Genomic DNA, 14976 nt, shown 5'->3' with positions numbered 1-14976 from the left:
AAATTCCCAACACTCACTCAGGCTTTGGGCAACGTTGTTCCTTCCAGCTGGCTACCGCCGCAATCCGCCGTCGGGTTAGCTCTTCACGAATCTCTACACCTTTAAATCCTGCTTCAACGACGGCTTTTGTCGGCACTGACTGCGCCACTTCCCAGGCTTCGCGCAACCAGCGGCCTTGCGGGTAGTCCGCCGATTCAAAACCGGTTCTGCCGCGCACGTCTGCTTCGCTGGTCAGCGCCAGTTGCTCTACACGTTGCGGCTTACGCCAGGCGTCAATGGAATCAAACAATTTAACAATGGTTTTCGGGTTCAGCATGGGGAAGGTGTGGATGAGATCGTGAAACTCAGCCACCAGTTTGGCTAAATCGCGAATTTCATTTGGCACGCGCAGACGCTGACATAGTTGTTCCACCAACTTAACACCTGCCGGACCGTGGCCGTGATGACGAGGCCAAAGCTCTGGCAGCGTCAGCCCTTTACCGAGATCGTGGCATAACGTCGCGAAACGAACATCGACCTGCGGACTTAGCATCGCCGCCATGGAGAGCGTCATTAAGGTATGAATCCCGGTGTCGATTTCCGGATGCCATTTGGCGGGGGCCGGAACGCCGAACAGGGCGTCCATTTCCGGGAATAAAACGCGCAGTGCGCCGCAATCGCGCAGCACCTGGAAGAACACTTGTGGATTGCGGGTGGTGAGGGCGCTTTCCGTCTCTTTCCACACTCGTTCAGGCGTCAGGTGTTCCAGTTCGCCCGCGTGAGTCATCTCGCGCATCAGCGCCAGGGTTTCATCAGCAATACGAAAACTGAGGTGGGCATAACGCGCAGCAAAACGCGCCACGCGCAGCACGCGTAGCGGATCCTCGCCAAAAGCGGGGGAAACATGGCGTAACAGACGATTTTGCAGATCGCCCAGACCGTTGTACGGGTCGATAATCTCGCCGTCATCGTCCTGGGCCAGCGCATTAATGGTCAGATCACGACGCTTAAGATCATCTTCCAGCGTGACATCCGGTGCGGCATAGCAGGTAAAACCGGTGTAACCGGAGCCGGATTTCCGTTCGGTACGTGCCAGCGCATACTCTTCATGCGTCTGCGGATGCAGAAAAACAGGAAAATCGCGGCCTACCTGCTGGTAGCCCGCGTCGAGCATCTCCTGTGGCGTACTGCCGACCACCACCCAATCTCTGTCTTTGACCGGTAGCCCTAACAATGCATCCCGTACCGCACCACCGACCAGATAAATCTTCACGCCATCTTCCCTTCGTCAAATACACAATTCCTAATAATAAGACAGTGCAACGAAGAAGGCGATTTAGTTCATCCAGCGATCTTTGCGTTTGCGCGTTGGGATCAGGTGCGGTAATACCAGTCCGAGCAGCAAGCCAAGACCCAGTACACCGCCGCCATACATAAACCATTGCATGATGATGGTGCGCTGTTTGTCATCTAACTGCACGCTGGCGGCATCGACCTTTTTCTGAGCGACAATCAGTTCGTTTTTCAGCTTCTGATTTTCTTCTTTTAACCCGTTGATCACGCTGTCGCTCTGCGCCACTTTTTGCTGCATTTCAGCAGTGCGCTGATTCCAGGTGTTATCAATATTGGTGAGCTTATCGGTCAGCGTTTTGACCTGATTTTCCAGCACCGGTACACGAGTGCGCAGGCTTGGCTCGGTATTAAGTTCTTTTAACGGGATCCAGGCGGTACGGCCGGAGCTGTCTTTCACCTGGGCATAATTGGTGTTGGCGTCAGTTTGTAATAAGGTTACTTCCTCGCCCGCGTTAACTGTGCCCACGAGGCGATAATTATCCCCCGGACCACTGCGGACCCAAGTGTTCAGTTCGTCAGAAACATAGCGCTTTTCTTCGGCGTGCGAGACGGCAGTGGCGCTAAGTGCAAGTATAGTTAATCCGATCAGGCGTAATTTTGGCATCAGGCTGTCGTTATTGTCTGGGAAAAGTGGAACGATAGTAGTGGCATCAGTGTCGCTACGCAAAGCATTCGCTATCAATCGGAATCCTCTGTGTCAGGTCTTGCCACAGCTTCAATCTTTTACGCCCGTCAAATTGCCCGTTGCATGGCAATTTGGCGCAAAATACTATCTACTGACAAAAAAGATCGCATTAAGTTCGCCGTTCATCGTCACTAATGTGACATAACCGGATAAGTAAAGGCCATGGCTCAGGAAATCGAATTAAAGTTTATTGTTAATCACAGTGCCGTTGAGGCGTTGCGTGACCATCTCAATACGCTGGGCGGCGAGCACCATGACCCCGTGCAGTTGCTGAATATTTACTACGAAACGTCGGATAACTGGCTGCGTGGGCACGATATGGGCTTGCGTATTCGTGGCGAAAATGGTCGCTATGAAATGACGATGAAAGTCGCCGGGCGAGTGACTGGCGGTTTACACCAGCGCCCGGAATATAATGTGGCGTTGAGCGAACCGACGCTCGACCTGGCGCAATTTCCGACGGAAGTCTGGCCGAACGGCGTGTTACCTGCCGATCTCGCTTCCCGCGTACAACCGCTGTTCAGCACCGATTTTTATCGCGAAAAATGGCTGGTGGAGATCGATGGCAGTCAGATTGAAATCGCCCTCGATCAGGGCGAGGTGAAAGCCGGAGAATTTGCTGAACCTATCTGCGAGCTGGAACTGGAACTACTTAGCGGCGAAACGCGCGCGGTGCTGAAACTGGCAAACCAACTGGTATCGCAAACTGGCTTACGCCAGGGCAGCCTGAGCAAGGCGGCGCGTGGCTATCATCTGGCGCAGGGAAATCCCGCGCGTGAAATCAAACCCACCACCATTTTGCATGTTGCGGCAAAAGCCGATGTGGAACAGGGGCTGGAAGCGGCGCTCGAGCTGGCGTTAGCACAATGGCAGTACCATGAAGAGTTGTGGATACGCGGCAACGAGGCGGCGAAAGAGCAGGTTCTGGCAGCAATCGGCCTGGTTCGCCATACTCTGATGCTGTTCGGCGGTATCGTGCCGCGTAAAGCGAGCACTCACTTACGTGATCTGCTGACTCAATGCGAGGCGACCATTGCTTCTGCGGTTTCTGCCGTGACGGCGGTCTATTCTACCGAAACGGCAATGGCGAAACTGGCGTTGACCGAATGGCTGGTAAGCAAAGCCTGGCAGCCGTTTTTAGATGCCAAAGCACAGGGCAAAATCAGCGATTCCTTCAAACGCTTTGCCGATATCCATCTTTCCCGCCATGCCGCTGAACTGAAAAGCGTTTTTTGCCAGCCGTTGGGCGATCGCTACCGTGACCAGTTGCCACGCCTGACACGTGACATTGACTCAATACTGTTGCTGGCGGGTTACTATGATCCTGTCGTCGCGCAAGCCTGGCTGGAGAACTGGCAGGGGCTGCGTCACGCTATTGCGACCGGGCAACGCATCGAAATTGAACATTTCCGTAATGAGGCAAACAATCAGGAACCGTTCTGGTTGCACAGTGGAAAACGTTAATCAGGCAAGGATAAAATCGCTTATGAAGCCGCTCTCTTCACCGTTACAGCAGTACTGGCAGACCGTTGTTGAGCGGCTGCCAGCGCCTTTAGCCGAGGAATTACTTAGCGCACAGGCGAAGTCAGTACTTACTTTTAGTGATTTTTTGCAGGATAGCGTAATTGCGCATCCAGAGTGGCTGATGGAGCTGGAAAGCGAGCCGCCACAAGCCGATGAATGGCAGTATTACGGCGAGTGGTTACAGGAGGCGCTCAGTAACGTGAGTGACGAGGCTGGGTTAATGCGTGAACTGCGGCTGTTCCGGCGGCGCATTATGGTACGTATCGCCTGGGCGCAAACGCTGGCACTGGTTACTGAAGAGAGCATATTGCAGCAGCTCAGCCATCTGGCGGAGACGCTGATTGTTGCGGCGCGTGACTGGTTGTATGACGCATGCTGCCGCGAGTGGGGAACGCCGTGCAATGCGCAGGGCGAAGCGCAACCGCTGCTGATTTTAGGCATGGGTAAGCTGGGTGGAGGGGAACTGAATTTCTCCTCAGATATCGATCTGATTTTTGCCTGGCCTGAACATGGTTGTACGCAGGGCGGACGCCGGGAACTGGACAACGCTCAGTTCTTTACCCGCATGGGGCAGCGGTTGATTAAAGTGCTGGATCAACCAACGCAAGATGGCTTTGTCTATCGCGTAGATATGCGGCTGCGTCCGTTTGGCGAAAGTGGCCCGCTGGTGCTGAGCTTTGCGGCGCTGGAAGATTATTACCAGGAGCAGGGGCGTGACTGGGAGCGTTACGCGATGGTCAAGGCGCGGATTATGGGCGATAGCGACGGCGCTTATGCTAACGAATTGCGTTCGATGCTGCGTCCGTTTGTTTTTCGTCGTTACATCGATTTCAGTGTGATTCAGTCTCTGCGCAACATGAAAGGGATGATTGCCCGTGAAGTGCGTCGCCGCGGTTTGACCGACAACATTAAACTGGGCGCGGGCGGTATTCGCGAAATTGAATTTATCGTCCAGGTGTTCCAGCTTATTCGCGGCGGGCGCGAACCGTCGCTGCAATCGCGCTCTTTACTGCCAACGCTCAGCGCCATTGCCGCGCTGCATCTGCTTTCTGAGAATGATGCCGAACAATTGCGAGTGGCGTATCTGTTCCTGCGGCGCCTGGAAAACCTGCTGCAAAGCATTAATGACGAACAAACCCAGACGCTTCCTGCAGATGAGCTTAACCGTGCGCGGCTGGCGTGGGGGATGGAGTTCGCTGACTGGCAGCAACTGACCGGAGCGCTGGCCGGACATATGGCTAATGTGCGTCGGGTATTTAACGATCTGATTGGTGACGACGAAAGCGAAACCCAGGAAGAGACTCTGTCAGAGCAGTGGCGTGAGCTGTGGCAGGATGCATTGCAGGAAGATGACACCACGCCAGTGCTGGCGCATCTTAGAGAAGATGATCGCAAACAGGTGCTGACGCTGATTGCCGATTTCCGCAAAGAGCTGGATAAGCGCACTATCGGGCCGCGCGGACGTCAGGTGCTCGACCATCTCATGCCGCATTTGTTAAGTGACGTATGTGCGCGTGAAGACGCTGCTGTCACGCTGTCGCGCATCACCGCCTTGCTGGTGGGGATTGTTACCCGCACCACCTATTTAGAATTGCTCAGTGAATTCCCCGCGGCGCTTAAGCATTTGATTTCTCTGTGTGCCGCATCGCCGATGATTGCCAGTCAACTGGCGCGCTATCCATTATTGCTGGATGAACTGCTCGATCCGAACACCCTCTACCAGCCGACAGCGACGGATGCCTATCGCGACGAATTGCGCCAGTATTTGCTGCGCGTGCCAGAAGATGACGAAGAACAACAGCTTGAGGCGCTGCGTCAGTTCAAACAGGCGCAGCTGTTACGCATTGCCGCTGCGGATATTGCCGGTACGTTACCGGTAATGAAAGTGAGCGATCACTTAACCTGGTTGGCAGAAGCCATGATAGATGCCGTCGTTCAGCAGGCATGGGTTCAAATGGTCGCCCGTTACGGAAAACCGACCCACCTGAACGAACGTGAAGGTCGCGGCTTTGCGGTGGTTGGCTACGGTAAGCTGGGCGGTTGGGAGTTAGGCTACAGTTCCGATCTTGACCTGATCTTCCTCCATGATTGCCCGATGGATGTAATGACGGACGGCGAGCGGGAAATCGACGGGCGGCAGTTTTACCTGCGTCTGGCGCAACGCATTATGCACTTGTTCAGCACGCGCACGTCTTCCGGTATTTTGTACGAAGTGGATGCACGGCTACGCCCGTCCGGGGCGGCGGGAATGCTGGTGACTTCCGCAGAAGCGTTTGCCGATTATCAGAGAAACGAGGCCTGGACGTGGGAACATCAGGCGCTGGTACGTGCTCGCGTGGTATATGGTGATCCACAATTGACCGCTCAATTTGACGCAGTACGCCGGGAGATTATGACGCTGCCGCGTGAAGGCAAAACTTTACAGACAGAAGTGCGGGAAATGCGCGAGAAAATGCGCGCCCATCTCGGCAATAAACATCGCGATCGCTTTGATATCAAAGCCGATGAAGGCGGAATTACCGATATCGAATTTATTACCCAATATCTGGTGTTGCGCTACGCCCATGAAAAACCGAAGTTAACGCGCTGGTCAGACAACGTGCGCATTCTGGAACTACTGGCGCAAAACGACATTATGGAAGAGCAGGAAGCGATGGCGCTGACCCGTGCTTACACTACGCTGCGCGATGAACTTCATCATCTGGCATTACAAGAGTTGCCGGGCCATGTGTCGGAGGATTACTTCACCGCAGAGCGTGAACTGGTGCGGGCAAGCTGGCAGAAGTGGCTGGTGGAGGAATGAAATATGGTATTATCGCGCGCAAATTTTGAATCTCTCAGGAGACAGGAATGAAAGTAACGCTGCCAGAGTTTGAACGTGCAGGAGTGATGGTGGTTGGTGATGTAATGCTGGATCGTTACTGGTACGGTCCCACCAGCCGTATCTCGCCGGAAGCGCCAGTACCCGTGGTTAAAGTGAATACCATCGAAGAACGTCCGGGCGGCGCGGCCAACGTGGCGATGAACATCGCTTCTCTCGGTGCAAACGCACGCCTGGTGGGACTGACAGGTATTGATGATGCGGCGCGCGCGCTCAGTAAATCGCTGGCGGACGTGAACGTAAAATGCGACTTCGTTTCTGTGCCGACGCATCCGACCATCACCAAACTGCGGGTGCTTTCTCGTAACCAACAGTTGATCCGCCTGGATTTCGAAGAAGGTTTCGAAGGTGTTGATCCGCAGCCGCTGCATGAGCGGATTAATCAGGCTCTCGGTACGATTGGCGCGCTGGTGCTTTCTGATTATGCGAAAGGTGCGTTGGCAAGCGTACAGCAGATGATCCAACTGGCGCGTAAAGCGGGCGTTCCGGTGTTGATTGATCCAAAAGGCACCGATTTTGAACGCTACCGCGGCGCTACGCTTTTAACGCCTAATCTCTCGGAATTTGAAGCTGTTGTTGGTAAATGTAAAACCGAAGAAGAGATTGTTGAACGCGGCATGAAACTGATTGCCGACTACGAACTCTCTGCGCTGCTGGTAACCCGTTCCGAGCAGGGGATGACGCTGCTGCAACCGGGTAAAGAGCCGCTGCATATGCCAACTCAGGCGCAAGAAGTCTATGACGTTACCGGTGCAGGCGACACGGTGATTGGCGTGCTTGCGGCAACGCTGGCGGCTGGTAATTCGCTGGAAGAAGCCTGCTTCTTTGCCAATGCGGCAGCTGGTGTGGTAGTCGGCAAACTGGGGACATCCACGGTTTCGCCGATCGAGCTGGAAAACGCAGTACGTGGACGTGCAGACACTGGTTTTGGCGTGATGACCGAAGAGGAACTGAAGCTGGCCGTAGCGGCGGCACGTAAACGCGGTGAAAAAGTGGTGATGACCAATGGCGTCTTCGACATTCTCCACGCCGGGCATGTCTCTTATCTGGCAAATGCCCGCAAGCTGGGTGACCGCTTGATTGTCGCCGTGAACAGCGATGCTTCCACCAAACGCCTGAAAGGGGATTCTCGCCCGGTTAACCCGCTCGAACAGCGTATGATTGTGCTGGGCGCACTGGAAGCGGTCGACTGGGTGGTGTCGTTTGAAGAGGACACGCCGCAGCGCCTGATCGCCGGGATCCTGCCAGATCTGCTGGTAAAAGGAGGCGACTATAAACCAGAAGAGATTGCCGGGAGTAAAGAAGTCTGGGCCAACGGCGGCGAAGTGCTGGTGCTCAACTTTGAAGACGGTTGCTCGACGACCAACATCATCAAGAAGATCCAACAGGATAAAAAAGGCTAACCGGAAAGCGGTTCACAGATCTCGCTTCGTGCCAGGTAGACCTATTGACGCTGTTGTTTTTTCAACCTAAAGTAAAGGAACAAGGGTGAGGGAGGATTTCTCCCCCCTCTGATTGGCTGTTAGTAAGCGTGGAAACTTATCAGTAACAACACAATCAGTATGATGACGAGCTTCATCATAACCCTTTCCTTCTGTATGGCCCCTTCCTCGGGAGGGGCTTTCCCGTTTCAGCCCCTTGCTGACTCCCCGATTGTTGATTAGCGCCTGACCCCGCGCAACGCTTTCCCTGATACAGATTTCTCTTCCCCGAGTCGACTCGCAAAACGCTGTAACAACCTGATCATTTGCACTTTTTAGCGGAATGCAGATATAAAAAATCCCCGGCTTTTTGGGCCAGGGATGTGTGTTAATGAAACCTTCTTGACGCTGTTGTTTTTTCAACCTAGAGTAAAGGAACAAGGGTGAGGGAGGATTTCTCCCCCCTCTGATTGGCTGTTAATAAGCTGCGAAACTTACGAGTAACAACACAATCAGTATGATGACAAGCTTCATCATAACCCTTTCCTTCTGTAAGGCCCCTTCCTCGGGAGGGGCTTTCCCGTTTCAGCCCCTTGCTGACTCCCCGATTGTTGATTAGCGCCGGACCCCGCGCAACGCTTTCCCTGATACAGATTTCTCTTCCCCGAGTCGACTCGCAAAACGTTGTAACAAACTGATCATTCGCACTTTTTAGCGGAACGCAGATATAAAAAACCCCCGGCTTTTTGGGCCAGGGATGTTCATAGATGAAAATTTATTCTACGTTTTCTGCGACGGGAGTTGTTGAGGTTAAGGGTGAAGTCAATGCCGCCAGCGAGCCGCCTGAAACGCCAATTTCATTGAGCAAGGAGTCAATCAGCGGTGCCTGTGTGCGGTAAGAAAGGGCGGCAGACAATGCCTGTTCCGCCAGATTTCCGCCACCAACGCTGCCTGATGCCGCATCCCCCGCAGCGCCACCACGGTTCAATCCATCGACCTGAATAATCTTGATGCCGTCGATAGACTTCATCGGTTCAACGGATTTCTCTATTACCGCAGGTAACGACTGTAATAGCGCCAGTTTGAATTTAAGGCTGGTTTGTTCATCAGAAAGCACGTTGATTGCATCGTTCAGCGCACGTTGCGCTTCTGCTTCCGCCAGACCTTTTTTACGCGTAGCTTCGGCTAACTCAACGATCGCTGCCGCCTGCATCTCTGCGGCTTCTTTCTCTGCTTTTGCTCGGACGGTCAGTTCGACCGCTTTGGTTTCTGCGTCTTGCGCTGCGGCAATCAGCGCCACTTGCTTGGCACGATCGGCTTCGGCTGTCTGGCGAGTGGTTTCTACGTTTTGTTGCGCACTTACCGCTTCTGCAAGTGCGAGGTTGGCACGCGCTTCTGCCTGTGATTGTTGTTCTGATTTTGCCGCAATAGCGATCGATTTCGTCTGGTTGGCGATTTCGGTAACCTGCTGCTGTTCGATCTCTTTAATGCGAACTTCACGTTCAGCCTCAACCTTTCTTGAGCGGACGGCCTGTTCGCGGTCGATTTCCGTTTCCTGAATCTGTCGTTCAGCCAGAATTCGCGTCTGCTCTGCTTCACGACGACGTTCAGCTTCAAAAGCCGCAATTTTCGCATTCTGCTCAGCGGTACGGGTTTTAACCTGCTGCTCCTGCTCAAGCGTCATAAACGCTTCTTGCTGTTCAATCTCCAGCTTCCGCGAAAGAGCGTCTCGATTTTTCTCACGCACTGCAACTTCTACATCCTGTTCAACTTCGTTACGCTCGCGACGACGGCGTTCCGTCTCCTGGGTTAGTTTGGTCAAACCTTCGGCGTCAAAAGCGTTGTTCGGGTTAAAATGCTCTTTCGAAGTCTGGTTAAAGTTGGTGAGTGAAACACTTTCCAGTTCCAGTCCGTTTTTCGACAAGTCTTCTGCCACGGTATTTTGTACACCCTGCACGAAGTTCTCGCGGGTATCCTGTAACTCATGCATGGTCATTTGCGCAGCGGTGGCGCGTAGGGCATCGACGAATTTATCCTCGACCAGCATACGTAAATCTTCTGGTGATAGCGTGCGTTGCCCCAACGTCTGGGCCGCAGTGGCGATGCCTTCTACTGACGGTTTTACCCGTACAAAGAAAGCCACTACAACATCAACACGCATACGATCTTTCGTAATCAGGCTATCAATAGTAGAACGGCTGACTTCCAGCTTAAGCGTATTCATATTGATAGGAATGATTTCGTGGAAGATCGGCATTACGATTGCGCCGCCGCTCATTACCACTTTTTGCCCGCCTAACCCGGTACGAACAAATGCCTGCTCGGCAGATGCCCGACGATAAAGTCGCGCGAAAATAATACCGATAATAAACAGAACACATACGGCAACAATCGCCATAAACATCCATGACGGTACTAAGTTAACGATATCATCCATTATTAAATTTCCTTTTGTTTAAATATTTACAATATATTTGGCCAGGGATTTTTTTCTGCTAAATATCGTGTTGCAGAAAGTCGGCAAATAATCAATACCTTGTCACCTTTGGTGAAGTTTTTTCCTTCTTCAGGTTCCAGTAATAAATAGTGTATTTGACCAAATTGATCGGTAAGTTTTCCTTCACAGGGTCTGCCTGATATTGCCTGATGACCGGTAATTAATGCCATGCAGCCAATATATTCTTCTTCTGTAATAGCAGAACTATGATCGCGAGGAATCCAGGGGACGATCGCCTTGCCGATATAATGCACTGTAATAACAGTGAGCAGTAAACAAACAGGAACCACCAACAGGTTTGAGAGTGGAGCTTTCCAGACCGTCACGCAGGCATGCTGTAGAACGATGCCGATAAGGCCAAAAAAACCAGCCAACAGGCAGAGGATGACGAGGGCTGGTAGCCTTCCAATATTAAGATAATGAAGTGCCTGACTAATATTACCTGTGCTTATGGAATCGTAATGATCAAGATGTGCATCAAGAGCACCGGAGAGCATGTGACCGCAGACAATAGCAATAATTTCTAACAGGCCGATCAAAAGTACAAAGGAAATAGCGAAAAGATAAGGTGTGTTATAGTCGGCAAATAAAATCATCAGTCACTCCATCGTCCATTCAGTGACGCATTGTTTACTATGGTATGATTTCCTTTCTTACATTTATCTTTGCTAATAATAACATACGTTAGTGAAATTTTAAAAGGGAAAGTCTTTTAACGTTGTAATTATTTTCAATAAAAAGTGTGATCCAAAACAATATATTTACGCACGTTATGTTTAAAGGCACTACACTGATTAAGGAATACTGAAATCAGAAAAAGCATATGGCCTTAAAAGGTATGCGATAACCGGAGGATGTGCTTATGGATCATGGTCTTAATTCTTTAAATAATTTCGATTTCCTGGCGCGTAGTTTTGCCAGAATGAATGCTGAAGGTCGACCGGTCGATATTCTGGCCGTCACTGGTAATATGGATGAAGAACACAGAACCTGGTTTTGCGCTCGTTATGCCTGGTATTGCCAGCAAATGACACAGTCAAGAGAACTGGAACTAGAACATTGAGATTACGGGCCGTCAGGCCCGTTTTTGTGGTGCTTTATTCTGCTTTATCAACTGGCGGGATGGCGGGAGGAGATTGAACTTCTGCTGCCGGATTACTACGAGCTTCCAGTTCACTGATGCGCTGCTCCAGTAACGCCAGTTTCTCACGAGTCCGTAACAGGACCTGCGTCTGCACATCAAATTCTTCGCGGCTTACCAAATCGAGGCGAGTCAGCTGTGCTTGTAGGGTTTGGCGGATTTTTTTCTCCACATCTTCCCCGAACTCCCTGATTCCTTTAGGCATTGATTCGTGAACCTGGCGAGCAATTTGCTCAATTTTTTTCGGGTCAATCATTGTAGTTTCCCTGTACTGATAGGTGTTTGGTGCCATTGTAGTGCGATAAGGGTAAGTCATAAACCAGAATTATGTGAACCTATGCGTTGCTGCCGCTAATCATTAGCGTTATAGTGAATCCGCTTATTCTCAGGGCGGGGCGAAATTCCCCACCGGCGGTAAATCAACTCAGTTGAAAGCCCGCGAGCGCTTTGGGTGCAAACTCAAAGGACAGCAGATCCGGTGTAATTCCGGGGCCGACGGTTAGAGTCCGGATGGGAGAGAGTAACGATTCTGTCGGGCATGGACCCGCTCACGTTATTTTGGCTATATGCCGCCACTCCTAAGACTGCCCTGATTCTGGTAACCATAATTTTAGTGAGGTTTTTTTACCATGAATCAGACGCTACTTTCCTCTTTTGGTACGCCTTTCGAACGTGTTGAAAATGCACTGGCTGCGCTGCGTGAAGGACGCGGTGTGATGGTGCTTGATGATGAAGACCGTGAAAACGAAGGCGATATGATCTTCCCGGCAGAAACCATGACCGTTGAGCAGATGGCTCTGACCATTCGCCACGGTAGCGGTATTGTTTGCTTGTGCATAACCGAAGAACGCCGTAAACAACTCGATCTGCCAATGATGGTCGAAAATAATACCAGCGCCTATGGCACTGGTTTTACCGTGACCATTGAAGCTGCTGAAGGTGTGACTACCGGTGTTTCTGCCGCTGACCGTATCACGACTGTTCGCGCTGCGATTGCTGATGGTGCTAAACCTTCAGACTTGAATCGCCCTGGCCACGTTTTCCCATTGCGCGCACAGGCGGGTGGTGTACTGACTCGTGGCGGTCATACCGAAGCGACTATTGATCTGATGACGCTGGCAGGCTTTAAACCTGCAGGTGTGCTGTGTGAACTGACTAATGACGATGGCACCATGGCCCGCGCGCCAGAGTGCATCGAGTTTGCCAACAAACACAATATGGCGCTGGTCACTATTGAGGATCTGGTTGCATACCGTCAGGCGCATGAGCGTAAAGCTAGCTGAAAATAACTGCTAAAACTGGTGCGATAATCAAAGAAACCGAAGCTGTAGAAGGCTTCGGTTTTATTTTGCCCTTACCCTGCTGAATGTAAATTTCACCGCTTTATCTATGAGTAAATTTCACTAATATCAGACAACCTTTTTCATTATGATCAAAATCATATAAATGTTCCGATATTATGCGACCATATAAATATATCCGAAAATGGATATGTGAAATTTATGCGCTAAATGTTTGGTATTGTTAAATATTAAGGGTAAAAAGGATGTTTATCTCCTGGTACTGGATTGTATTGATTGCGCTGGTTGTGGTGGGGTATTTCCTGCATTTGAAACGTTATTGCCGGGCGTTTCGCCAGGACAGAGACGCACTGCTTGAAGCGAGAAACAAATACTTAAACAGTGCGAGAGAAGAGACAGCAGAAAAGCTGGAGTAGTGCTTCTGCGATGCCTGCAGATGTTGTCCATGCTGGACAACATCTGAAGTTGTTTTCAACCAATTCCCGCCGTTTGTAACAGCACTAAACTAAATCCCATTACTGACATCCCACACAGCACGCCATAGCTGGGATTATTATTGGGATCAATCTCTTTGGCTAACGGCATTAATTCGTCCACGGAGAGCGCCACCATGATTCCTGCAACCGCCGCCATGATTGCCGCCATGACCACCGGGGAAATCATGCTACCAAGGATTAACCACGCCAGAACGCCGCCGAGAATTTCCGCCAGCCCAGAAATCCCCGCCCACAGAATTGCGGTGCGTTTCGACCCCGTTGCCGCGTAAACCGGCCCCGCAACCGCCAGACCTTCAGGAATATTGTGCAAAGCCACGGCCAGCGCGATGCCCAAGCCCAGCTCCAGGTTACTGCTTGCCGTAACAAAGGTGGCAATCCCTTCCGGGAAGTTATGCAGACTGATTCCAAGAGTGAGCAGAATAGCAGTGCGCTTGAGCGATTTGGGCAACGGTTGCACCGATTTTTGCATTAAATCCTGCGGATGCGCATGCGGCAACATGCGGTCCAGACCAAAATAGCCCAGCAGACCAAAAATAAACATCCCGTAGCCCAGAACGGGGGACATTCCTTCGGCGGCTAATGCGGCAGGGAGCATCTCCATCAATGAGATAAGCAACATGATCCCCGCCGCAAACCCTAGCGAAAATGCCAGCAGTCGGTTCGAGGGTTTTTGCCCGAGAACGCCGAGAAACGCGCCAATAAACGTGGCTGCCCCCGCCAGTATGGTCAGAATGAGAGGTACTGACATCGACAACTCCTTATAAATCTTCACCTTCAGGCAGATCGTCAAAATAACTGATGATGATCATCATCGTTATCCGGGTTCTTACTCCGCCGAACGAGCGTATTGTGAGGATATCAAAATGACACCTTTAGTTAAGGATATCATCATGTCTTCAACACGTATGCCAGCATTGTTTTTAGGTCACGGTAGTCCGATGAACGTGCTGGAAGATAATTTGTATACCCGCAGTTGGCAGAAGTTGGGGATGACATTGCCACGCCCGCAAGCGATTGTCGTGGTTTCGGCTCACTGGTTTACCCGTGGTACAGGAGTGACTGCGATGGAGACGCCGCCAACGATTCATGACTTTGGCGGCTTTCCGCAGGCGCTGTACGACACCCATTATCCGGCTCCTGGCTCACCGGCTTTGGCTAAGCGATTGGTTGAGTTGTTAGCGCCAGTGCCTGTCACACTGGATAAAGAAGCCTGGGGCTTTGACCACGGCTCGTGGGGCGTACTAATTAAGATGTATCCGCAAGCGGATATCCCGATGGTGCAGTTGAGTATCGACAGTACCAAACCCGCCACCTGGCACTTTGAGATGGGGCGTAAACTGGCAGCACTGCGAGATGAAGGAATAATGTTGGTCGCCAGCGGTAACGTGGTGCATAACCTGCGCACGGTGAAATGGCATGGCGATAGTTCCCCCTATCCGTGGGCGACGTCGTTTAATGAGTATGTGAAAGCGAATCTGACGTGGCAAGGACCGGTGGAGCAGCATCCTCTGGTGAATTATCTCGACCATGAAGGTGGCGCGTTATCGAATCCAACACCGGAGCATTACCTGCCGCTATTGTATGTTTTAGGTGCATGGGATGGGCAGGAGCCAATTACCATTCCGGTCGATGGTATAGAAATGGGCAGTTTAAGTATGTTGTCGGTGCAGGTAGGTTAATAGATGAAGAAAACCGAA

Annotated in this window: 15 protein-coding genes and 1 riboswitch; of the genes, 7 read left to right on the top strand and 8 right to left on the bottom strand. The window is 51.5% G+C overall.

What is annotated here, in order from left to right; all coding sequences use genetic code 11:
• Positions 1–13 precede the first annotated feature (13 nt).
• The gene (gene cca / locus D9738_RS10125; protein ID WP_130260134.1) at positions 14–1252 is read right to left on the bottom strand and encodes a fused tRNA nucleotidyltransferase/2',3'-cyclic phosphodiesterase/2' nucleotidase/phosphatase Cca; all 1239 of its coding nucleotides are present in this window, start codon (positions 1250–1252) and stop codon (positions 14–16) included.
• Between the two features lie 63 nt (positions 1253–1315).
• Positions 1316–1936, bottom strand: a complete 621-nt coding sequence (locus D9738_RS10120) for a TIGR04211 family SH3 domain-containing protein (protein ID WP_130210468.1) — start codon at positions 1934–1936, stop codon at positions 1316–1318.
• Positions 1937–2179: 243 nt separating this feature from the next.
• Between D9738_RS10120 and ygiF the strand changes: the two genes are divergently transcribed.
• Genes ygiF through hldE form a run of 3 tightly spaced genes read left to right on the top strand, consistent with a single transcriptional unit; the run spans position 2180 to position 7825 of the window.
• Positions 2180–3481 (top strand): inorganic triphosphatase, encoded by a 1302-nt coding sequence (gene ygiF, locus D9738_RS10115; RefSeq protein ID WP_130260133.1) that lies wholly within the window; start codon positions 2180–2182, stop codon positions 3479–3481.
• Positions 3482–3503: 22 nt separating this feature from the next.
• Complete coding sequence (glnE, locus tag D9738_RS10110; protein WP_130260132.1) at positions 3504–6344, top strand: bifunctional [glutamate--ammonia ligase]-adenylyl-L-tyrosine phosphorylase/[glutamate--ammonia-ligase] adenylyltransferase; 2841 nt, start codon at positions 3504–3506, stop codon at positions 6342–6344.
• Between the two features lie 47 nt (positions 6345–6391).
• Positions 6392–7825, top strand: coding sequence for a bifunctional D-glycero-beta-D-manno-heptose-7-phosphate kinase/D-glycero-beta-D-manno-heptose 1-phosphate adenylyltransferase HldE (gene hldE / locus D9738_RS10105; protein WP_130210454.1), 1434 nt, complete (start codon positions 6392–6394; stop codon positions 7823–7825).
• A 119-nt stretch (positions 7826–7944) separates the two neighbouring features.
• Here hldE and D9738_RS10100 read toward each other — a convergent pair whose 3' ends face one another.
• The 4 genes from D9738_RS10100 to D9738_RS10085 all read right to left on the bottom strand — a co-directional run bounded on the left by D9738_RS10100 (position 7945) and on the right by D9738_RS10085 (position 10936).
• Positions 7945–8004, bottom strand: a complete 60-nt coding sequence (locus tag D9738_RS10100) for a type I toxin-antitoxin system Ibs family toxin (protein ID WP_104917541.1) — start codon at positions 8002–8004, stop codon at positions 7945–7947.
• A gap of 316 nt (positions 8005–8320) precedes the next feature.
• Positions 8321–8380, bottom strand: a complete 60-nt coding sequence (locus tag D9738_RS10095; protein WP_001387081.1) for a type I toxin-antitoxin system Ibs family toxin — start codon at positions 8378–8380, stop codon at positions 8321–8323.
• 238 nt (positions 8381–8618) lie between these two features.
• Positions 8619–10280 carry a flotillin family protein gene (locus D9738_RS10090; protein ID WP_130218218.1) on the bottom strand — a complete coding sequence of 554 codons (1662 nt, stop codon included), beginning with the start codon at positions 10278–10280 and terminating at the stop codon, positions 8619–8621.
• Positions 10281–10306: 26 nt separating this feature from the next.
• The gene (locus tag D9738_RS10085) at positions 10307–10936 is read right to left on the bottom strand and encodes an OB-fold-containig protein (RefSeq protein WP_130260131.1); all 630 of its coding nucleotides are present in this window, start codon (positions 10934–10936) and stop codon (positions 10307–10309) included.
• Positions 10937–11202: 266 nt separating this feature from the next.
• On the opposite strand from D9738_RS10085, the gene glgS reads away from it, so the two are divergent.
• Positions 11203–11403 (top strand): cell surface composition regulator GlgS, encoded by a 201-nt coding sequence (gene glgS, locus D9738_RS10080; RefSeq protein WP_130210460.1) that lies wholly within the window; start codon positions 11203–11205, stop codon positions 11401–11403.
• Between the two features lie 34 nt (positions 11404–11437).
• Here the strand turns inward: glgS and ubiK are convergent, their stop codons facing one another.
• Positions 11438–11737 carry a ubiquinone biosynthesis accessory factor UbiK gene (gene ubiK, locus D9738_RS10075; RefSeq protein WP_064529620.1) on the bottom strand — a complete coding sequence of 100 codons (300 nt, stop codon included), beginning with the start codon at positions 11735–11737 and terminating at the stop codon, positions 11438–11440.
• 121 nt (positions 11738–11858) lie between these two features.
• Positions 11859–12007, top strand: a riboswitch (FMN riboswitch).
• A 103-nt stretch (positions 12008–12110) separates the two neighbouring features.
• Here ubiK and ribB point away from each other — a divergent pair.
• Positions 12111–12764, top strand: a complete 654-nt coding sequence (gene ribB / locus D9738_RS10070) for a 3,4-dihydroxy-2-butanone-4-phosphate synthase (RefSeq protein WP_113305203.1) — start codon at positions 12111–12113, stop codon at positions 12762–12764.
• Between the two features lie 263 nt (positions 12765–13027).
• Positions 13028–13198 carry a protein YqiD gene (gene yqiD, locus D9738_RS24745; RefSeq protein WP_165382779.1) on the top strand — a complete coding sequence of 57 codons (171 nt, stop codon included), beginning with the start codon at positions 13028–13030 and terminating at the stop codon, positions 13196–13198.
• Between the two features lie 55 nt (positions 13199–13253).
• On the opposite strand, the gene zupT is transcribed toward yqiD, so the two are convergent.
• Complete coding sequence (gene zupT / locus D9738_RS10065; RefSeq protein ID WP_130260130.1) at positions 13254–14027, bottom strand: zinc transporter ZupT; 774 nt, start codon at positions 14025–14027, stop codon at positions 13254–13256.
• Positions 14028–14169: 142 nt separating this feature from the next.
• Between zupT and ygiD the strand changes: the two genes are divergently transcribed.
• On the top strand, positions 14170–14958 hold the full coding sequence (gene ygiD / locus D9738_RS10060; protein WP_167850490.1) for a 4,5-DOPA dioxygenase extradiol: 789 nt from the start codon (positions 14170–14172) through the stop codon (positions 14956–14958).
• The last annotated feature ends 18 nt before the right edge of the window (positions 14959–14976 follow it).

The sequence above is a fragment of the Escherichia sp. E10V5 genome, assembly GCF_004212315.1.
Taxonomy (GTDB): Bacteria; Pseudomonadota; Gammaproteobacteria; order Enterobacterales; family Enterobacteriaceae; genus Escherichia.
Note: the sequence above shows the minus strand (reverse complement) of the source record. Positions and strands in the feature narration are given on the sequence as shown.

Excerpts from the sequence above, each read along its gene's own strand:
- D9738_RS10120 (WP_130210468.1), bottom strand. The coding sequence starts at position 1,936 with ATGCCAAAATTACGCCTGATCGGATTAACTATACTTGCACTTAGCGCC.
- ygiF (WP_130260133.1), top strand. The coding sequence starts at position 2,180 with ATGGCTCAGGAAATCGAATTAAAGTTTATTGTTAATCACAGTGCCGTT.
- glnE (WP_130260132.1), top strand. The coding sequence starts at position 3,504 with ATGAAGCCGCTCTCTTCACCGTTACAGCAGTACTGGCAGACCGTTGTT.
- hldE (WP_130210454.1), top strand. The coding sequence starts at position 6,392 with ATGAAAGTAACGCTGCCAGAGTTTGAACGTGCAGGAGTGATGGTGGTT.
- D9738_RS10090 (WP_130218218.1), bottom strand. The coding sequence starts at position 10,280 with ATGGATGATATCGTTAACTTAGTACCGTCATGGATGTTTATGGCGATT.
- D9738_RS10085 (WP_130260131.1), bottom strand. The coding sequence starts at position 10,936 with ATGATTTTATTTGCCGACTATAACACACCTTATCTTTTCGCTATTTCC.
- glgS (WP_130210460.1), top strand. The coding sequence starts at position 11,203 with ATGGATCATGGTCTTAATTCTTTAAATAATTTCGATTTCCTGGCGCGT.
- ubiK (WP_064529620.1), bottom strand. The coding sequence starts at position 11,737 with ATGATTGACCCGAAAAAAATTGAGCAAATTGCTCGCCAGGTTCACGAA.
- ribB (WP_113305203.1), top strand. The coding sequence starts at position 12,111 with ATGAATCAGACGCTACTTTCCTCTTTTGGTACGCCTTTCGAACGTGTT.
- yqiD (WP_165382779.1), top strand. The coding sequence starts at position 13,028 with ATGTTTATCTCCTGGTACTGGATTGTATTGATTGCGCTGGTTGTGGTG.
- zupT (WP_130260130.1), bottom strand. The coding sequence starts at position 14,027 with ATGTCAGTACCTCTCATTCTGACCATACTGGCGGGGGCAGCCACGTTT.
- ygiD (WP_167850490.1), top strand. The coding sequence starts at position 14,170 with ATGTCTTCAACACGTATGCCAGCATTGTTTTTAGGTCACGGTAGTCCG.